Origin of the sequence: Cupriavidus sp. IK-TO18 (assembly GCF_015549295.1) — a bacterium.
GTDB classification, from domain to species: domain Bacteria; phylum Pseudomonadota; class Gammaproteobacteria; order Burkholderiales; family Burkholderiaceae; genus Cupriavidus; species Cupriavidus oxalaticus_A.
In genome coordinates, this window is sequence record NZ_JADGMP010000035.1 from 194,306 (window position 1) to 212,949 (window position 18,644).

The 18,644-nt window shown below is 66.3% G+C and carries 14 protein-coding genes; 10 read left to right on the top strand and 4 right to left on the bottom strand.

Annotated features, from left to right (window positions below; translation table 11 throughout):
• Window positions 1-100 precede the first annotated feature (100 nt).
• Complete coding sequence (locus IPF36_RS27935) at window positions 101-1,444, top strand: aromatic acid/H+ symport family MFS transporter (protein ID WP_195431552.1); 1,344 nt, start codon at window positions 101-103, stop codon at window positions 1,442-1,444.
• Window positions 1,445-1,614: 170 nt separating this feature from the next.
• Here IPF36_RS27935 and IPF36_RS34420 read toward each other — a convergent pair whose 3' ends face one another.
• The 4 genes from IPF36_RS34420 to IPF36_RS27955 form a co-directional block, all read right to left on the bottom strand.
• Window positions 1,615-1,992, bottom strand: coding sequence for a hypothetical protein (locus IPF36_RS34420; protein ID WP_205751607.1), 378 nt, complete (start codon window positions 1,990-1,992; stop codon window positions 1,615-1,617).
• A 222-nt stretch (window positions 1,993-2,214) separates the two neighbouring features.
• Window positions 2,215-3,450, bottom strand: a complete 1,236-nt coding sequence (locus tag IPF36_RS27945) for a DUF2252 family protein (protein ID WP_195431645.1) — start codon at window positions 3,448-3,450, stop codon at window positions 2,215-2,217.
• Between the two features lie 292 nt (window positions 3,451-3,742).
• Complete coding sequence (locus tag IPF36_RS27950) at window positions 3,743-5,161, bottom strand: FAD-binding oxidoreductase (RefSeq protein ID WP_195431553.1); 1,419 nt, start codon at window positions 5,159-5,161, stop codon at window positions 3,743-3,745.
• Window positions 5,162-5,321: 160 nt separating this feature from the next.
• On the bottom strand, window positions 5,322-6,917 hold the full coding sequence (locus IPF36_RS27955) for a PLP-dependent aminotransferase family protein (RefSeq protein WP_195431554.1): 1,596 nt from the start codon (window positions 6,915-6,917) through the stop codon (window positions 5,322-5,324).
• Window positions 6,918-7,077: 160 nt separating this feature from the next.
• On the opposite strand from IPF36_RS27955, the gene IPF36_RS27960 reads away from it, so the two are divergent.
• The 9 genes from IPF36_RS27960 to IPF36_RS28000 all read left to right on the top strand — a co-directional run bounded on the left by IPF36_RS27960 (window position 7,078) and on the right by IPF36_RS28000 (window position 18,629).
• Complete coding sequence (locus IPF36_RS27960; protein ID WP_195431555.1) at window positions 7,078-8,433, top strand: ArgE/DapE family deacylase; 1,356 nt, start codon at window positions 7,078-7,080, stop codon at window positions 8,431-8,433.
• 120 nt (window positions 8,434-8,553) lie between these two features.
• Window positions 8,554-10,116 (top strand): ABC transporter substrate-binding protein, encoded by a 1,563-nt coding sequence (locus IPF36_RS27965; protein WP_255519929.1) that lies wholly within the window; start codon window positions 8,554-8,556, stop codon window positions 10,114-10,116.
• A 157-nt stretch (window positions 10,117-10,273) separates the two neighbouring features.
• Window positions 10,274-11,278, top strand: a complete 1,005-nt coding sequence (locus IPF36_RS27970; RefSeq protein WP_135703785.1) for an ABC transporter permease — start codon at window positions 10,274-10,276, stop codon at window positions 11,276-11,278.
• Window positions 11,275-12,114, top strand: coding sequence for an ABC transporter permease (locus tag IPF36_RS27975; protein ID WP_116345782.1), 840 nt, complete (start codon window positions 11,275-11,277; stop codon window positions 12,112-12,114). Before IPF36_RS27970 ends, IPF36_RS27975 begins: the two co-directional genes overlap by 4 nt.
• A gap of 32 nt (window positions 12,115-12,146) precedes the next feature.
• Window positions 12,147-13,784 (top strand): ABC transporter ATP-binding protein, encoded by a 1,638-nt coding sequence (locus IPF36_RS27980; protein ID WP_195431556.1) that lies wholly within the window; start codon window positions 12,147-12,149, stop codon window positions 13,782-13,784.
• 51 nt (window positions 13,785-13,835) lie between these two features.
• The gene (gene gabT / locus IPF36_RS27985; RefSeq protein ID WP_195431561.1) at window positions 13,836-15,098 is read left to right on the top strand and encodes a 4-aminobutyrate--2-oxoglutarate transaminase; all 1,263 of its coding nucleotides are present in this window, start codon (window positions 13,836-13,838) and stop codon (window positions 15,096-15,098) included.
• A 35-nt stretch (window positions 15,099-15,133) separates the two neighbouring features.
• Window positions 15,134-16,591: an NADP-dependent succinate-semialdehyde dehydrogenase gene (gene gabD / locus IPF36_RS27990; protein ID WP_195431562.1), complete on the top strand. Its 1,458-nt coding sequence runs from the start codon at window positions 15,134-15,136 to the stop codon at window positions 16,589-16,591.
• Window positions 16,588-16,920, top strand: coding sequence for a cupin domain-containing protein (locus IPF36_RS27995; protein ID WP_195431564.1), 333 nt, complete (start codon window positions 16,588-16,590; stop codon window positions 16,918-16,920). The genes gabD and IPF36_RS27995 overlap by 4 nt, the downstream gene beginning before the upstream one ends.
• Window positions 16,917-18,629 carry a thiamine pyrophosphate-binding protein gene (locus IPF36_RS28000; RefSeq protein ID WP_195431566.1) on the top strand — a complete coding sequence of 571 codons (1,713 nt, stop codon included), beginning with the start codon at window positions 16,917-16,919 and terminating at the stop codon, window positions 18,627-18,629. The genes IPF36_RS27995 and IPF36_RS28000 overlap by 4 nt, the downstream gene beginning before the upstream one ends.
• Window positions 18,630-18,644 lie beyond the last annotated feature (15 nt).

The following is an 18,644-nucleotide window of genomic DNA, read 5'->3' on the forward strand; positions in this document are numbered from 1 at the left end:
GCGGCCTTCTTTCCGCGCTGAAAACCCTGATAGCGAGCTGGCCGCCGACGAAGCCGCCGGCCCTCTCTCGCCCTGAATCTGGCAACAAGGAGGAGACACCATGCCTGCCAGCCAACCGCTCAACGTCACCGCGTTCATCGACCGCCAGCCGCTGTCGGCGTTCCAGGTGACCATCGTCGTACTGTGCTTCCTGATCGTTGCCGTCGACGGCTTCGATACCGCCGCGATCGGCTTTATCGCGCCCGCCATCCGCGCGGAATGGCAGCTGACGCCGGCACAGCTCGCGCCGCTGTTCGGCGCCGGGCTGGGCGGCCTGATGGCCGGCGCTTTCCTGTTCGGTCCGCTCGCCGATCGGTTCGGCCGCAAGGGCGTGCTGGTGCTGTCGGTGCTGTTCTTCGGCGCGGCCAGCCTGGCTTCGGCGTGGTCGCAAGACCTGTGGACGCTGGTGCTGCTGCGTTTCCTGACCGGGCTTGGCCTCGGTGGCGCCATGCCCAACGCGATCACGCTGACCTCCGAGTTCTGCCCGGACAAACGCCGCTCCTTCCTGGTCACCACCATGTTCTGCGGCTTCACGCTGGGCTCCGCCTTCGGCGGCCTGGCCTCGGCCGGGCTGATCGACGCCTTCGGCTGGCGCTCGGTGCTGGTCGCCGGCGGCGTGCTGCCGCTGCTGCTGGCGGTGGCGCTGGTCTGGATGCTGCCGGAATCGGTGCGCTACCTGGTGATGACCGGCAAGTCGCGCGAGCGCATCGTCGCCACGCTGCAGAAGATCGCCCCGCTTGAAGACCTGCGCAGCGCCACCTTCGCAATCAGCGAGCAGCGCGCCACCACCTCGCCGGTGCGGCACCTGTTCCGCCCCGAGCTGCTGCGCGGCACGCTGCTGTTCTGGCTGACGTTCTTCATGAGCCTGCTGGTGATCTACCTGCTGTCGAGCTGGCTGCCGACGCTGCTGCGCGGCACCGGGCATTCGCTGCGCACCGCGGCACTGGTCACTACCATGTTCCAGGTCGGCGGCACCGTGGGCGCGATCGCGCTGGGCTGGCTGATGGACCGGATCAATCCGCACTATGTGCTCGCTTCCAGCTATTCGCTGGCAGCGGTGTGCATCGCGGCGGTGGGCAGCTTTGCGTCCGAGCCGGTTGCCGCGGGCATTGCGGTGTTCCTGGCGGGGTTCTGCATCTCCGGGTCGCAGGTGGGTGCCAATGCGCTGTCGGCCAGTTTCTATCCGACGGATTGCCGCGCGACCGGTGTGAGCTGGGCCAACGGGGTCGGGCGCATTGGCTCCGTGGTGGGTTCCGTGGGCGGCGCGACGATGTTGTCTATGGGGCTGGGGATGCCGGCGCTGTTCGTGCTGGTCGGGGTGCCGGCGCTGGTGGCAGGGATGTCGATGTTCTCGCTGGGGGTGGTCAGGCGGGAAAGGGCGGCGGAGAGGAAGCTGGCGGTCTGACCTGGCTGCTGTCCTTAAATATAGTGTCGGGGCATGTCTGGCGGGACGGACTGTGGCATTGCAGACCTCGTCGCCGGCGAAAGGAAGCGTGCTTGTGCATGGTTAGTTCGTGCCGATGCCAATGACGGCAGGGGTTCCAGCCGCGCCAGCAGATGCTGGCAGACGCGCATTCAATTCCCGGACTTGCTGCTGGACTCCCGGCGCTCCTCCACATACTCCTGGCAGCCCTCAACAAAGGTTTGGGAGTCGCCGGTGCAGTCGTTGGGATCTGAGATATCGTTGTCCGCCGCCCAGTAGTAGCCGGCTTCATGCCCAGAGCAGTCCTGCGCGCAGCGGGAACCTGAGAAACTTTCACCGCCGGCTTCGGCCTGCGTCGGGCGGGGCACGTGAGTGTCGAACCGGCGTTTCATTTCAGCGACGGCCACGCCTTGGTCGGCCGCAATGGCTGGCAAGAACTGGTCTCGGTAAGTTTCCCAGATAAGAACTTGCTCTTCGGGAGTGGCCTTTTCAAATCCAGCCTTGGCTTTGAACTTATTCCAGTCAAGCACAGCAGGGGAACGTGCCTCGGCTGACGCTGCCGCCGCTGATGCTGCGGAGCCTGTTGCGCTGGATCGCGCTGGATCAGCGGGCCGGTGGTCACATGCAGCGAGGCAAATCAGACTCACGGCCAACAGCCAAGCGTTCATTTTTCCCCTCGTCCTCAATCTTCGATCCTGGCCGGATCGCAGCGACCCAGCCGAAATAGCGATCCGCAGCAACAGTAGCGGAACTCAAGGCCAAGACCGCAGACAACTTTTCGCATGCCGGCGGCAATGTTCCAGATAGGCGATCTGATGAATTGCCAGCAGCTCAATCACACTCTTCCACAGCCAGTTCGGAATATTCGTGGATCGCGACCGGGCGGAATGCATCGCTTTTCGCCACGCACGCCTGTCGTCTGCCCCTAGCTGGCGTGCGTGGGCCTTTCCAACGACCGCGCCCAGATAACGCGAGATTTCCATGGCCTCCCGGCGTGCGAGCTGCTCCATGTCGAGCTTCAGGTCCTGAGGCAATAGCTCCCGTACAACGACCGAACGTTCCAGGAGCCGTGCCGGGCACATGCGTGTACCAAGGAATGGCGAAAGATGAACGGCGCCGGCAACAACACGTTCAGCGTTGTCGCGAGGCATCTCTGCATTTCTGACCCGAGGCGCGGCGGCTGAAACGCCTTCCTTTATATCTATAAGGCACAGATCGTCCCCATCAAGCATCTCACCGTCGACGTCCAGCAATACGGCATATCGCAGCCGTCCAAGGGAACTGCAGCCTTTCACCCAGTAGGCGGCGTCCAGGACAGACACGTCGCATCCATTGAGACGACTTTTCAGGCACGTGGCCAGCGCGGCCAGCTTGCTTTGCTCAAACAACGCCTTCAGTGCCTTGCGCTCCGCACTGCCAAGGGGCCAGAATCGCCTGCCTAGCGGTATTTCCGGAGTGGTATCCCGGATTCGCTCCCGGGCAAGTTGCTGCGATGTCCGGTGCAAGGCTTTTCTTACCGTAACCTTGAGCGAAGGGGGCATTTCGCTAATGTCCTGGCGCTGCGCACCAGGGCCGAAGGCACTCTCATAGCCCTCGGCCAGCGCCTCCATCATCTGCAGTATGGTGATGCCCGGCAGATCGGAGCCGCGCGCCGCCGTGGCGAGAGACAAAGCCAGTCTCAGCACGTCATGGATGGGATTGCCAATGACAGTCTGGTCGAGATCGCGGATCTGGATCTCCACTTTGCCGTCAGCAGCGGCCACTGGGCCGAGATTTCCGGTGTGGCAATCTCCGCAAATCCAGACAGAAGGGCCCTCGGGCAGGTTGGAGGCAGCGGTTTCATTCACCCATTCATAGAAGCGTGCGGTGCTGCCACGGACATAGGCGTGCGCTGAGGCGGCCATCTTACGGTGACGCCTCGAAGTGAGAAGGGCTGTCCTTCTCCGAGCCGTCTTGGGCGGGACGAAAGTTGGCAATTTAGCCCCCATGAATATATGAGCGGTCGGTCGCGGCCCCAATTTGCCTTCGTTGCTTTCGTCCTCTGAGACCATCGTCGCCAACTGGCAGACCACCGGACAACGCTGGCTATGAATGGTGGCATCTCCTGATGCCTAAATGTGTTCTAGGCGAGCGTGGGTGATCTGTCTGTCGGACAACCTCTCACCTTCGCGTCGGCGCCTCGCTCAGCGAAAAGGCGCCACGCGTCTCGCCTGCCCAGCTCCCCGGAACTCTTAGCCATGGCGGCAGGAAACGCTGGTGCGTGGCAAGCTTGATTCGTTATCAGCCCACGTCAATCACCCGCCCCGGGCACAGGATCAGGTTCGGATCCAGCGACCGCTTGAGCAGCCGCATCAACCCGAGCGCCTCAGGTGTGCGCGAATGCCCGAGGAATGGCTTCTTGTGCGTGCCGATGCCATGCTCGGCGGAAATGCTGCCGTCGAACTCGCGCACCGTGGGGTAGAGCACCTCGCTGATCTCATGCTCGGGAAAGTCCTCGGCCGTCGCGCCGGGAAGATAAACGCTGACATGCAGGTTGCTGTCGCCCACATGGCCGAAGTTGACCAGTTCGGCGTGCGGCCAGCGCGCCAGCACAGCCCGGCGCAGGCTCTCGGCGAAGCGGCCGATCTGGCCGATCGGCAGGCTCACGTCGTAGGCGGCATTGGGCGCCCACATCACCGGGAACTCGGCGACCGCGTCGCGCAGCTTCCAGAAGCTCTCGGCCTCCTTCTCGCTGGAGGCCACCGCGGCGTCGCTGATCAGGCCGGCTTCCATCGCCGTTTCCAGCATGGATTCGAAGGCCGCGCCATCCTGTTCGGCATCGTTGCCCTGCAGGTCCACGAGCACATAGAACGGCGAGCCTGCCGGCAGCGGCGCGCGCACGCCGGGCACGCGTGTCGTCACCAGTTCATAGAAATCGGCCCACATCGCCTCGAATGCCGAGACGCGGCCGGACAGGCGGCGTTGCGCATGGCGCAGCAGCGCCACTACGTCTTCGTAGCTGCGCAGCGCGCACACGGCGGTCTGCGTGCAGTTCGGTAGTGGTGCCAGGCGCAGCACGGCGCGCGTAATCACGCCAAGCGTGCCTTCGCTGCCGACAAATAGCTGGCGCAGGTCGTAGCCGGCGTTGTTCTTCTGCATCTTGTTGAGCGAGCTGACCACGGTGCCGTCGGCCAGCACCGCCTCCAGCCCGAGCACCTGCTCGCGCATCATGCCGTAGCGGATCACGCGGTTGCCGCCCGCATTGGTGGCGATATTGCCGCCGATCTGGCAGCTGCCGCGCGCGCCCAGGTCCACCGGAAAGAGCCAGTCCGCCGCGCGCGCGGCATCCTGCGCTGCCTGCAGCGTGGTGCCGGCCAGCACGGTCATGGTGCCGGCCTGCGCATCGATCTCTTCCACGCCGCGCATGCGCTCGAGCGACAGCACCAGTTCGCCGCCGGCAGGCGTGGCGGCGCCCGCCAGGCCGGTCAGCCCACCTTGCGGCACCACCGGCTGCCGGTGGCGGTTGCAGATGGCCAGCACCGCCGACACCTCGGCCGTGCTGCGCGGCCGCGCCACCGCGAGCGGCGGCTGCGGGTCCAGCGGCGCGTACCAGTCCTTGCGGAAGCGGGTTTCGATGGCATCGCCAATTTGCAGGCCGGCGGGATCGAGGACGCCGGCCAGTTCGGCCAGCAGGGCGGAGGGGTCTTGCACGGGTGCCATCGGGGTCTTTCCGGTTAAGGGAGTCGGTAGAGTTGCGAGAGCGGGGAAGAGGGCTCAGGGGCAGCGGAGAATGCTAGGGCAAGGCCGCGCACGATGATAAGAGCCAATCGGCGGCGGCACGGTGGCACCACGCCTCGCGCCCAGGCTTCACGTGCTTATCTTATGCACCGCTCCATGCTTCGTTGTTGATGCGCGCGCTGAACTCGCGCGGCGGCTGGCGCGTGCGGGCCAGGTGCTCCAGGGCAGGCTCGATGACTTCGGCAAGCTTGTGGAAGGCGGGGCCGATGTCGTCCTCCGGCACGCAGGCGTAGCCCAGCAGCAGCCCCTGCCGCGCCCGCTGCTCGTCGCTGTAGTAGCGCGACAGCGGACGTGCCGACAGGCCCTGCGTGCGCGCCGCCATGCTGATGCCGAGATCGTCGGCGCCCGGCGGCAGGTGCATCACCAGGTGCAGCCCGGCCTCGTGCGTGGAAGTAGGCCAGTCCTGGCCGAAGCGCTTGGCGATGGCCTCGCGCAGCAGGCCCTGGCGCTGCGCATAGCGCTGGCGCATGCGGCGCAGGTGCGTGGCGTAATGGCCTTCCTCGATAAAGTCGGCGAGCACCGCCTGCTGCATCAGCTGCCCCTCGCGGAACAGTTCCGACAGGCCGGTGGCGAAATGCGGCGCCAGCGGCTTGGGCAGCACCATGAAGCCCATGCGCAGCCCGGGAAAGAGTGTCTTGGAGAAGGTGCCCATGTAGATCACCCGGTCGTGCTCGTCCAGGCCCTGCAGCGAAGCCAGCGGCCGCCCCTCGAAGCGGAACTCGCTGTCATAGTCGTCTTCGACGATCCACGCGCCGCGCTGCCGCGCGTATTCCAGCAGCATGCGCCGCCGGGTCAGGCTCATCACGGTGCCGAGCGGGTACTGGTGCGAGGGCGTCGCAAAGATAAAGCGCGGCGGATCCTGCAGCGTGGCGGCGTCGGGCGCGATGCCCTCGTCATCCACCGGCACGGGAATCACGTCGACGCCCGCGTTGGTCAGCAGGCTGCGCGTGCCCCAGTAGCCCGGGTCCTCCATCCACGCCTTGTCGCCCGGATCCGCCAGCAGGCGCGCGATCAGGTCGATGGCCTGGTGGATGCCGGTGGTCAGGATGATCTGCTCGGGCTCGCAGCGCACCGCGCGCGCCAGCCGCAGGTGCTCGGCCAGCACGCGCCGCAGCGGCATATAGCCGCCGTGGTGGGCGTAAGTCAGCAATTCCGGACGCGGATTGCGCCAGTGCTTGTTCAGCAGCCGGGCCCAGGTCGCATGCGGAAACAGCGAAACATCGGGCACGCCCGCCATGAATGCGCCCCATTGCCGGTCCGACGCACCGGCATTGGACACGAGATGCATCCCGCGCCGCGACAGATCGAAGCGGTTCGAGTTTTGCTGCACTGCAGGCACAGTCGTGGTGCCAATCCCGGCACCGGCCTTGTGCAATGCACTATGGTCGGGAAAAGTCTGCGAGACAAAGGTGCCACGTCCGGTCGATGCGGTGACATAGCCTTCCGCCAGCAACTGCTCATACGCGTACAAAACGGTATTGCGGGAAACCCCAATCTCAGCCGCCAGCAGCCGCGACGCGGGCAGCTTGCTGCCCGCGGAGATAGAGCCAGCAAGGATTTCCTGACGAATCAGCTCATACAGCTGGCGGTTCATATGCGTCCCGTTGCGCTCCGCCTGCGTTCCCGCCGGACGTTCCAGCCGCTGCAGCAACAACTCGGACAGAATCGTTTCCTTCAAAGTGGCTCCAGCAAATATCGTGAATATGGACCTACCTATGGTACCAACGATCGTTTAATTTTCCATCCGTGGTCGGCGTCATCGCGAAGTTTTTGTCAGTGGCGCCCGATGCGTTGGCATTGCGTCCCCTTCATGCGTCCCCATCGCCAGGAGAGTTTTCATGTCAGGTCCCGATTCCCTCACGGTCAGTCCGGCCTCCGTACCGGCCGCGGTACCCACCACCGCTGAACTCTCGCAGGCCGTGCGCGAACTCCTGCCCTATATGGTCGAGACGCTGTCCGGCTTTGTGGCGGCCAAAAGCCCGTCTGGCGAAGAGCGGCCCGCGGCGGACTTCATCGAAGGTGCGCTGGCCGAACTGGGCCTGGCTTCCGAGCGCATCGCGCTGCGCACCGAGGACATCCGCCACCTGCCGATGTATTCGCCCGCTTGCTGCCCGGATGGCGGCCGCTACAACCTGCTGGCGACGCACCGGCCCAGCCGCAGGGGTGGGCGCTCGGTGCTGTTCAACGGCCATCTTGACGTGGTGCCGACCGGTCCGGAATCGATGTGGAGCCAGTCGCCGTTCGCGCCGGTGGTGAAGGACGGCTGGCTCTACGGCCGCGGCGCCGGCGACATGAAGGGCGGCATCGTGTGCGCGCTGGCCGCGTTCAAGGCGCTTGCCAGGCTGGGCCTGCAGCCGGCCGGCGCGGTCGGCTTCAATGCCGTGCTGGAAGAAGAGAACACCGGCAACGGCGCGCTGGCCACGGTGGCGGCGCTGCGCAGCGCGGTCGGTGCCGGCAAGCTGGCGTCCTTCGACACCGTGATCATTCCCGAGCCGCTGGGCGAAAGCCTGATGAGCGCGCAGGTCGGCGTGTTCTGGATGTTCATCGAGCTGACCGGCAAGCCGGCGCACGCGGCCTATATGACCAGCGGCGTGAACCCGGTAGAGGCCGGCATCGCGGTGATGGAAGACCTGCGCCAGCTGGAGGCGGAGTGGAACCGCCCGGAACACCGGCCGGCCGCATATCGCGACCACGCCCACCCGATCAACTTCAATCTCGGCCAGATCCAGGGCGGCGAGTGGAACTCTTCGGTGCCGTGCACCTGCACGCTGGGCGTGCGCATCGGCTTCTTCCCGAATATGAATATCGACGCGGCCAAGGCCACGGTGGCAGCGCGCATCCGCGCCACGGTGGAACGCCTGGCCAGCAATCTCGAGCTGCGCATCCGCTATGAAGGCTTCCACGCCCCCGGCTGCGAATTCGATCTTGACGTGCCCAGCATGCAGGCGCTGGGCGAAGCGCACCGCAAGGTCAACGGCACGCCGATCCGCCGCGAGGCGACCACGGCGACCACCGATGCCCGGCATTTCCGCATCGGCCTGGAAACGCCGGTGACCTGCTACGGGCCCGAGGCCCGCAATATCCACGGCATCGACGAATCGGTGTCGCTGGACAGCATGGTGCGAGTGACCACGACGCTGGCCCAGTTCCTGGTGGACTGGTGCGGCGTGGAACCGGCCGGCGACGCGGCCTGAAGAAGCCGCGCGCAAGCACAACCGGCGCTGCCATCCCGAAGCCATCACCAAAAACGAGCCAAACTGAGGAACTGCCCGATGAACCGATTCACGATGCGACTGACCAAGAGCGTGCTGTCGATGGCCTTTGCCGCCGCCGGCCTCTCGCTGCTGCCGCTGGCATTGCCTGCGGGCCATGCCATCGCCCAGACCAAGGGCGGCACGCTGTCCGGTATCGTCCAGCCCGAGCCGCCGATCCTGGTGAGCGCGATGAACTCGCAGGCGCCGACCCAGTACGTCGCCGGCAAGATCTACCAGGGCCTGCTGACCTACAGCCCCGACCTGAAGCCGCAGCCGGAACTGGCGAAGTCGTGGACCATCTCGCCGGACGGCCTGACCTACACCTTCGAGCTGCAGAAGGGCGTGAAGTGGCATGACGGCAAGCCCTTCACCTCGGCCGACGTGGTGTTCTCGATCGACAAGATGCTGCGCGACGTGCACGTGCGCACGCGCGCGGTCATCAACAAGTACATGGCCTCGATCCGCGCGGTGAACGACAGCACCGTCGAGATCAAGCTCAAGGAGCCGTTCCCGCCGTTTATCTCGATGTTCGAGACCGGCACCATGCCGATGATGCCCAGGCACATCTACGAAGGCACCGACTACCGCAACAACCCGGCCAACCAGAAGCCGGTCGGCACCGGCCCCTTCATGTTCAAGGAGTGGAAGAAAGGCGCCTATATCAAGCTGGCGAAGAACCCCAACTACTGGAAGGCGGGCAAGCCTTACCTGGATGAGCTGGTGTTCTACGTGATCCCGGATTCCGCCTCGCGCGCCGTGGCCTTCGAGAAGGGCGACGTGCAGGTGCTGCGCGGCGGCGATATCGACAACGTCGACGTCAAGCGCCTGCGCGCACTGCCCAACGTGGAGTACACCACCAAGGGCTGGGAAATGTTCTCGCCGATGGCCAGCATGCTGCTCAACGAGCGCAAGCCGCCGTTCGACAACGTGAAGGTGCGCCAGGCGGTGATGCACGTGCTCAACCGCAAGATGATCGTCAACAACATCTTCTTCGGCATGGGCAAGCCGGCGGTCAGCCCGTTCTCGTCGACCACGCTGTTCTTCGACAAGAACATGCCCGAGTACGACTTCAACCTGAAGAAGGCGCGCGAGCTGGTCAAGGCATCGGGCGTGGACGTGGGCAAGTACCCGGTCAAGATCCTGTCGACCTCGTATGGCGCCAACTGGGACCGCCTGGACGAGTACGTCAAGCAGATGCTCGAGCAGCTCGGCTTCAAGGTCAGCATCGAGTCGGCCGATGCCGGCACCTGGTCGGCGCGCGTCAGCAACTGGGAGTTCGACCTGACCACCACCTACACCTACCAGTACGGCGACCCCGCGCTGGGCGTGGAGCGGCTCTACGTGACGCGCAATATTGTCAAGGGCACGCCGTTCGCCAACGTGCAGGGCTACAGCAATCCGAAGGCTGACGAATTGTGGGCCAAGGCCGGCTCGACCATGGACATCGCGGAGCGCCAGAAGCTGTACAGCGAGCTGCAGAAGATCCTGGTGACCGACGTGGCCAACGCCAACCTGTTCGAGGTGGAGTTCCCCACGCTGTACCGCAAGCACGTCAAGAACCTCGTGACCACCGCCATCGGCCTGAACGAGTCCTTCGACAACGTCTCGATCGAGAAGAACTGAGCGAGACCGGAGCCACTGCCCGCGCCTGAGGCGGCGCGGGCAGCCAGACCTGAAGCCTGAAATCCGTTGCCATCGCCGCGCCCCGCATGGGAACGGCGAGGGCCAGCTGCATCCCAGTGCCGCGGTGGTCAGCCCGGCCGCCAGCGTGGAGCAAGCCGTGAACTTTCTATCCTTTCTTGGCGCCCGTCTCGGAAAGGCCGTCGTGGTCGTCCTTGGCGTGGTCGTCATCAACTTCTTCCTGATCCGGATGGCGCCGGGCGACCCGGCCACCGTGATGGCGGGCGAAGCCGGCGCCGGCGACGCCGCCTTCGTCAACCAGCTGCGCGAGCAGTTCGGGCTGGACAAGCCCGTGCTGACCCAGCTCGGCATCTATCTGAAGGGCGTGGCGCAGCTCGACCTGGGCTACTCCTACCGCAACCACCTGCCGGTGCTGGACCTGATCCTCGACCGGCTGCCCGCGACCTTCCTGCTGATGAGCGGGGCGTTTCTCTTTTCCATCGTGCTGGGCGTGCTGCTCGGCGTGATCGCGGCGCGCACCCGCTACGAAAACCGCCGCCGCTGGATCGACAGCGCGGTGATGTCAGGCGCGCTGCTGCTGTACGCGACGCCGCTGTTCTGGCTGTCGCTGATGGCCATCATCCTGTTCTCGGTGGTGCTGGGCTGGCTGCCGGCTTTCGGCATGGAGACCATCGGCGCCGGCTACACCGGCCTGGCCCGCGTCAAGGACGTGGCGCTGCACATGATCCTGCCGACGGTGTCGCTGGGCTGCTTTTTCATGGCCGTGTACGTGCGCCTGACGCGCGCTTCCATGCTGGAGGTGATGGGCATGGACTATGTGAAGACCGCGCGCGCCAAGGGCGTCCCGGCCGGCCGCGTGATCCGCGTGCATGTGCTGCGCAACGCGCTGCTGCCGGTGATCACGTTTGCAGGCATCCAGCTGGGCCAGATGGCCGGCGGCGCGGTGCTGACCGAAACCGTGTTCTCGTGGCCGGGCATCGGCCGGCTGATGTTCGATGCGCTGCTGCAGCGCGACTACCAGCTGCTGCTCGGCATTTTCTTCGTGACCTCGGCGATGGTGGTGTTCTTCAACCTGGTGACCGACGTGATCTACCGCTTTATCGACCCGCGCATCGCCGCGGGCGGCAAGGGAGCCACCGCATGAAAGCCTTCCTGCAACGTTATTGCCGCAACTATGGCGCGGTGATCGGCCTGCTGGTGCTGCTGTCAGTGCTGGCGCTGGCACTGCTCGCGCCCGTGTTCTACGAAGAGTCGCCGTGGCTGATGGTGGCCGAGCCGCTGGTGCAGCCGTTCACCGACCCGGCGCTTCCGTTCGGCACCGACATGCTGGGCCGCGACATCACCGCCGGCATGCTGTACGGCGCGCGGGTCTCGCTGCTGGTCGGCGTGATCTCCACCGCGGTGGCGCTCGCCGTCGGCATCGCCGTGGGCGCGGTCGCGGGCTATTGCGGCGGCCGTGTCGACGATGCGCTGATGCGCATCACCGAGTTCTTCCAGACCATTCCGCAGCTGGCGATGGCTGTCGTGATCGTCGCCATCTTCAATCCGTCGATCTATTCCATCGTTGCCGCCATCTCGGTGGTGTCGTGGCCGCCGGTGGCGCGCCTGGTGCGCGGCGAGTTCCTGTCGCTCAAGCAGCGCGAGTTCGTGCAGGCCGCGGTGGTGATCGGGCAGAAGCCGGTGCGCATCATCGCCACGCAGATCCTGCCCAATGCCATGTCGCCGATCATCGTGTCGGCCTCGTTCATGGTTGCCACCGCGATCCTGACCGAATCGGCGCTGGCCTTCCTGGGGCTGGGCGACCGCAACATGATGAGCTGGGGCTTCATGATCGGCGCGGCCCGAACCATGATCCGCGAAGCGTGGTGGATGAGCGTATGGCCCGGCGTGGCGATCCTGCTGACGGTGCTGTCGATCAACCTGATCGGCGAGGGCCTGAACGACGCCATGAACCCGCAGCTGCGCCGCCGCGGCGAATGAGCGCCCGCCTGGACTAGCAAAGGACCAAAGTGATGAAGACCAGCGACCAAGCGCCCCTGCTGTCGATCCGCGATCTTTCGATCGCGCTGCCCGCGGGCGGCGACCGGCCCTACGCGGTGCGCGATATTTCCTATGACCTGCATGCCGGCGAGATCCTCTGCATCGTCGGCGAATCGGGCTCCGGCAAGTCGATGAGCGCCAACGCCATCATGGGCCTGCTACCTGCTTACCTGAAGCCGGAACAGGGCCGGATCCTGTTCCAGGGCCGCGACCTGCTGGCGCAGGACGAAGCCACGCTGCTCGGCATGCGCGGCAAGGACATGGCCATGGTGTTCCAGGAGCCGCTGTCTGCGCTGAACCCCGTGATGACCGTGGGCGACCAGATCGCCGAGGTCATGCGCGTGCACAACGCCTACCCGGGCGAGGCGCGTGCGCGCCGCGTGCTCGAACTGCTGGAGTTCGTCGGCCTGCCCGATCCGGCCACGCTGATGCATGCCTATCCGTTTCGCCTGTCTGGCGGCCAGCGCCAGCGTGTGGTGATCGCCATGGCGCTCGCGCTCGAACCGGCACTGCTGATCGCCGACGAGCCGACCACCGCGCTCGATGTCACAACGCAGGCGCAGATCCTGGACCTGATCCGCCGCATCCAGGCCGAGAAGGGCATGGGCGTGATGTTCGTCACCCATGACTTCGGCGTGGTCGCCGAGATCGCGGATCGCGTGGCGGTGATGGAGAAGGGCGTGCTGGTGGAGATGGGCAGCGCGGACCAGGTGTTGAACCGCCCGCAACATGCCTATACCAAGCGCCTGATCGGCGCGGTGCCGCATGGCCGTGCCGGAGAGCGCGGGCGCAACGAGAGCGAGACCGTGCTGGAAGTGCGGGACCTGCGCAAGACCTACGTGACCGGCGGTGGTCTCTTCACCAGGAAGCGCGTGGTGCATGCGGTGGATGGCGTCAGCTTCACGGTACGCCGCGGCGAGACGCTGGGAATCGTCGGCGAGTCGGGCTCGGGCAAGTCGACCATCGGCAAATGCCTGCTGCGCCTGACGGATATCGATGGCGGCGCGCTGATGTTCGATGGGCAGGACATCGCCCGCCTTTCCGAGCGCCAGTTCCGTCCGCTGCGCCGCGACGTGCAGATGATTTTCCAGGATCCGTTTGCCTCGCTCAATCCGCGTCATACCGTCGGTCGCATCATCACCGATGGTCCGGTCGCCAACGGCGTGCCGCTGGCCGCCGCGCAGGCGCGCGCGCGCGAACTGCTGCAGTTGGTGGGGCTGGAGGCCTCCGCGTTCGACCGCTATCCCAACCAGTTCTCCGGCGGCCAGCGCCAGCGCATCGGCATCGCGCGGGCACTGGCGCTGGAACCCAAGCTGCTGGTGGCCGACGAATCGGTCTCCGCGCTCGATGTCTCGGTGCAGGCGCAGGTGCTGGAGCTGCTGGCCGACCTGCAGAAGCGCCTGAACATCGGCCTGATCTTCATTACCCATGACCTGCGCGTGGCCGCGCAGATCTGCCACCACGTGATCGTGATGCACAAGGGCCGCGTGGTCGAGTCCGGCCCGCCGGGGCAGATCTTCGACGCCCCGCAGCACGCCTATACCCAGCGCCTGATCGGCGCGATTCCCGGCAAGGCATGGGACCCCACACTGATCCGCGCCGCCGCCTGAGCGGCACGGGCACCAACCACGTCGCAACTACAAAGATAACTGGAGAGAAGTATGAAGAACGCCGAACTGGTTCGCCGCAAGGACGCCGCCACCCCGCGCGGCGTGGGCGTGATGTGCAATTTCTACGCCGAGCGCGCGCTGAATTCGGAGATCTGGGATGTCGAGGGCAAGCGCTATATCGACTTCGCGGCAGGTATCGCCGTGCTCAACACGGGCCACCGCCATCCGCGCCTGGTCGAAGCCGTCGAGCAGCAGCTGGGGCGCTTCACTCATACCGCCTACCAGATCGTGCCCTACGCCAGCTATATCGAGCTGGCCGAGAAGATCAATCGCCGTGCGCCGGGCCGCTCGGCCAAGAAGACCGCCTTCTTCACCACCGGCGCCGAGGCGGTGGAAAACGCCATCAAGATCGCCCGCGCGGCCACTGGCCGGCCTGGCGTGATCGCGTTTTCCGGCGGCTTCCACGGCCGCACCATGATGGGCATGGCGCTGACCGGCAAGGTCGCGCCGTACAAGATCGGCTTCGGGCCGTTCCCGGGCGAGGTCTACCACGCTCCGTATCCGTGCGCGCTGCACGGCGTCGGCACCGAGGACTCGCTCAAGGCGCTGCAGCACCTGTTCAAGGCGGACATCGATCCCAAGCGCGTCGCCGCGATCATCTTCGAACCCGTGCAGGGCGAGGGCGGCTTCAACGTCGCGCCGACCGACTTCGTGCAGGCGCTGCGCGCGGTCTGCGACGAGCACGGCATCCTGCTGATCGCCGATGAAGTGCAGACCGGCTTCGGCCGCACCGGCAAGCTGTTCGCGATGGAACACTACGACGTGGCGCCGGACCTGACCACGATGGCCAAGAGCCTGGCCGGCGGCATGCCGCTGTCGGCGGTGTGCGGCCGCGCCGAAGTGATGGACGCGCCGGCGCCCGGCGGGCTGGGCGGCACGTATGCCGGGAACCCGCTTGCGGTGGCTTCTGCGCTGGCTGTACTGGACGTGCTCGAAGGCGAGAAGCTGATCGAACGCGGTGCCGAGCTGGGCCAGCGTTTGATGACGCGCCTGGAAAGCCTGCGCCCGCGCGTGCCGCAGATCGCCGAAGTGCGCGGCGTCGGCGCAATGGTGGCGGTGGAATTCCGCCAGGCCGACGGCAGCCCCGATCCCGACTTTACGCGCACGGTGCAGAACCGCGCGCTGGAAAAGGGCCTGCTGCTGCTGTCGTGCGGTGTGTACGGCAACGTGATCCGCTTCCTGTTCCCGCTGACGATCCAGGACGCAGTGATGAACGAAGGCCTGGACATCCTGGCCGAGGCACTGACGCGCTGACCTGTCCCCTTTCATTGATTCCACAGAGATTACCCATGCAACTCAAGGACACCGGCCTGCTGCGCACGCAGGCCTATATCGCCGGCAACTGGCAGGACGCCGACAGCGGCGCGACCTTCACCGTCACCGATCCCGCCAGCGGCGCCCTGATCGGCACCGTGCCCAGCATGGGCGCGGCCGAAACCCGCCGCGCCATCGACGCCGCGCAGGCGGCACAGACCAACTGGCGCCGCAAGACCGCGCGCGAGCGTGCCGCGGTGCTGCGCGCCTGGTACGAGTTGATGCTGGCCAATGCCGACGATCTCGCGCTGCTGATGACCACCGAGCAAGGCAAGCCGCTGGCGGAAGCGAAGGGCGAAGTCATCTATGCCGCTTCCTTCCTCGAATGGTTCGCAGAGGAAGCCAAGCGCGTCAGCGGCGACGTGCTGGCCACGCCCGCCAACGACAAGCGGCTGGTCGTGGTCAAGGAGCCGGTCGGGGTGTGCGCGGCGATCACGCCGTGGAATTTCCCGCTCGCGATGATTACGCGCAAGGCCGGCCCGGCGCTGGCCGCGGGCTGCGCCATGGTCCTGAAGCCGGCTGAAGACACGCCGTTGTCGGCGCTGGCGCTGGCCGTGCTGGCCGAGCGCGCGGGGCTGCCGGCGGGCCTGTTCAGCGTAATCACGGGCGACGCCATCGCAATCGGCGCCGAGCTCACTGCCAACCCCGTGGTGCGCAAGCTCAGCTTTACCGGCTCGACCGAGGTGGGCCGCATCCTGATGCGACAGTCCGCCGACACCATCAAGAAGCTCTCGCTGGAACTCGGCGGCAACGCACCGTTCATCGTGTTCGACGATGCCGATCTGGACGCGGCGGTGGAGGGCGCCATTGCCTCCAAGTACCGCAACGCCGGCCAGACCTGCGTCTGCGCCAACCGGCTCTATGTGCACGACAAGGTCTATGACGCGTTCGCTGAGAAGTTGGTGGCTGCGGTGGCAAAGCTGAAGGTCGGTCAGGGGGTTGAGCCGGGCGTGCTGCAAGGCCCGCTGATCAACGAGGACGCAGTGGCCAAGGTTGAGTCGCATATCGCCGACGCGCTCGGCAAGGGCGCGCGCCTGCTGACCGGCGGCAAGCGCCATGCGCTGGGCGGCACGTTCTTCGAACCGACGGTGCTGGCCGACGTGACCCCCGCCATGCGCGTGGCCCGGGAAGAAACTTTTGGCCCGCTGGCGCCACTGTTCCGCTTCTCCACCGACGAGGAAGCAATCGCGATGGCCAACGATACCGAATTCGGCCTGGCCTCCTACTTCTTCAGCCGCGATATCGGCCGCGTCTGGCGCGTGGCCGAGGCGCTGGAGTACGGCATGGTCGGCATCAACACCGGCCTGATCTCCAACGAGGTGGCGCCGTTCGGCGGCGTCAAGCAGTCGGGCCTGGGCCGCGAGGGCTCGAAGTACGGCCTCGACGAATACCTGGAGACTAAGTACCTGTGCATGGGCGGGGTGGACCGGTGAGCGCGCCGCAAGACCGGCCCAGGGCCGTCGGCACCGTGCAGGTCGACAACGAACGCGTGATCGTGACGGAGTGGCGCTTCGCGCCCGGCGCCGAGACCGGGCAGCATCGCCATGGCTACGACTACGTGGTGGTGCCGATGACCACCGGGGCGCTGCGCCTGCAGACGCCGGCTGGCGAGGCCACCAGCCAGCTCGTTGCCGGCCAGGCCTATTACCGCCCAGCCGGGGTCGAGCACAACGTCATCAATGCCCACGAAGGCGAATGCGTGTTCGTGGAAATCGAGATCAAGCCGGCGGCCGGCGCCGCGGGCGGAGGAGGTTGCCAATGAGCCAAGCCAACCACAACCTGCGCGAGCGCAATGGCGGGCAGATCCTTGTCGAGCAGTTGCGCATCCAGGGCGTGCGGCGCGTGTTCCTGGTGCCGGGCGAAAGCTACCTGCCGTGCATCGATGCGCTGTACGACCACCAGGACGCGATCACGCCGATCGTCTGCCGCCAGGAAAGCGGTGCCGGTTACATGGCCGAAGCCCACGGCAAGCTGACGGGAGAGCCCGGCGTTTGCTTCGTCACGCGCGGCCCCGGCGCCACCAATGCGAGCATCGCCGTGCATACCGCGTTCCAGGACTCCACGCCGATGATCCTGTTCGTGGGGCAGGTGGGCAACGACTTCTACGAGCGCGAAGCCTTCCAGGAAATCGACTACCGCCGCATGTTCGGCCAGATGTCCAAGTGGGTCGCGCAGATCGACCGCACCGACCGCATTCCCGAGTTCATCGCACGTGCCTTCGCGGTAGCGACCAGCGGCCGGCCCGGCCCGGTGGTGCTGGCGCTGCCGGAGGACACGCTGTGGGGCAAGGCCACCGTGGCCGACATGCCGCGCTACGTGCGCAGCCACTCGGCTCCGGCGCCGCACGCGCTGGCGTCGCTGGCCGCGATGCTGGAACAGGCCGAGCGCCCCTTCCTGATGATCGGCGGCTCCGGCTGGACCCCCGAGGCGATGCGGCAGATGGAAGGCTTTGCCGAACGCTTCGGCCTGCCGGTGGGGCTGGCGTGGCGCCGGCTGGAGTGCTTCGACAACCACCATCCCAACTATGCCGGCCATGTCGGCTGGGGCATGGGCGAGGCACTGCGCGCGCGCATCCGCGGGTCGGACCTGCTGATCGCCGTCGGCACCCGCATGGGCGAGGCCACCACCGAGGGCTATACCGTGGTGGAAAGCCCGCTGCCGCGCCAGCGGCTGGTGCATGTGTATCCCGATCCGGAGGAGCTGGGCCGCGTGTTCCGCGCGGAGGTGCCTGTCGTTGCTGACGTCGTCTCGTTCGCGGCCGCGGTGGACGGCCTGCGCCCGGCGCGCGAACACAACCGCGCGGCATTGGTGGAGCGCGCGCGGCGCGACTACCTCGACAGCCAGAAGGCGCTGCCCGCGCCAGGTCCGCTGAATCTGAACCAGGCCGCCTGTCTTGTGCGCGAGCGCCTGCCCGAGGATGCCTGCATTACCGTCGGCGCCGGCAACTACGCGGTCTTTCCGCACACCTATTACCGCTACAAGGGCGTCGGCACCAGCCTGGCGCCGACTGTCGGCTCGATGGGCTATGGCCTGCCGGCGGCGATCTCGGCCAAGCTGGAGCATCCGGAACGCACCGTGGTCTGCTATGCGGGCGACGGCTGCTTCCAGATGAACCTGCAGGAGCTGGGCGTGGCCATGCAGTACCGCCTCGGCATCGTGGTGCTGGTGTTCAACAACGGCATCTGGGGCACGATCCGCGCCCACCAGGAACGCGAATTCCCCGGCCGGACCATCGCGCTGGGCTTCGAGAACCCGGAGTTCGCCGAACTGGCGCGCGCCTACCGCGGCTACGGTGAGGTGGTGTCGAGCGACGCCGAATTCGGCCCCGCGCTGGATCGCGCGCTCGACTTTGCCAGTACGCACAGCATGCCGGCGCTGCTGGAGCTGCGTTACGACCCCGACGGCATCGCGCCCGGCATGACCCTGTCCGGCATCCGCGCGGCGGCACTGGCGCGCCAGGCGGCAGGCTGAGCCGGCGCTTCCTTT

Excerpts from the sequence above, each read along its gene's own strand:
- IPF36_RS27935 (WP_195431552.1), top strand. The coding sequence starts at position 101 with ATGCCTGCCAGCCAACCGCTCAACGTCACCGCGTTCATCGACCGCCAG.
- IPF36_RS27945 (WP_195431645.1), bottom strand. The coding sequence starts at position 3,450 with ATGGGGGCTAAATTGCCAACTTTCGTCCCGCCCAAGACGGCTCGGAGA.
- IPF36_RS27950 (WP_195431553.1), bottom strand. The coding sequence starts at position 5,161 with ATGGCACCCGTGCAAGACCCCTCCGCCCTGCTGGCCGAACTGGCCGGC.
- IPF36_RS27960 (WP_195431555.1), top strand. The coding sequence starts at position 7,078 with ATGTCAGGTCCCGATTCCCTCACGGTCAGTCCGGCCTCCGTACCGGCC.
- IPF36_RS27965 (WP_255519929.1), top strand. The coding sequence starts at position 8,554 with ATGGCCTTTGCCGCCGCCGGCCTCTCGCTGCTGCCGCTGGCATTGCCT.
- IPF36_RS27975 (WP_116345782.1), top strand. The coding sequence starts at position 11,275 with ATGAAAGCCTTCCTGCAACGTTATTGCCGCAACTATGGCGCGGTGATC.
- IPF36_RS27980 (WP_195431556.1), top strand. The coding sequence starts at position 12,147 with ATGAAGACCAGCGACCAAGCGCCCCTGCTGTCGATCCGCGATCTTTCG.
- gabT (WP_195431561.1), top strand. The coding sequence starts at position 13,836 with ATGAAGAACGCCGAACTGGTTCGCCGCAAGGACGCCGCCACCCCGCGC.
- gabD (WP_195431562.1), top strand. The coding sequence starts at position 15,134 with ATGCAACTCAAGGACACCGGCCTGCTGCGCACGCAGGCCTATATCGCC.
- IPF36_RS28000 (WP_195431566.1), top strand. The coding sequence starts at position 16,917 with ATGAGCCAAGCCAACCACAACCTGCGCGAGCGCAATGGCGGGCAGATC.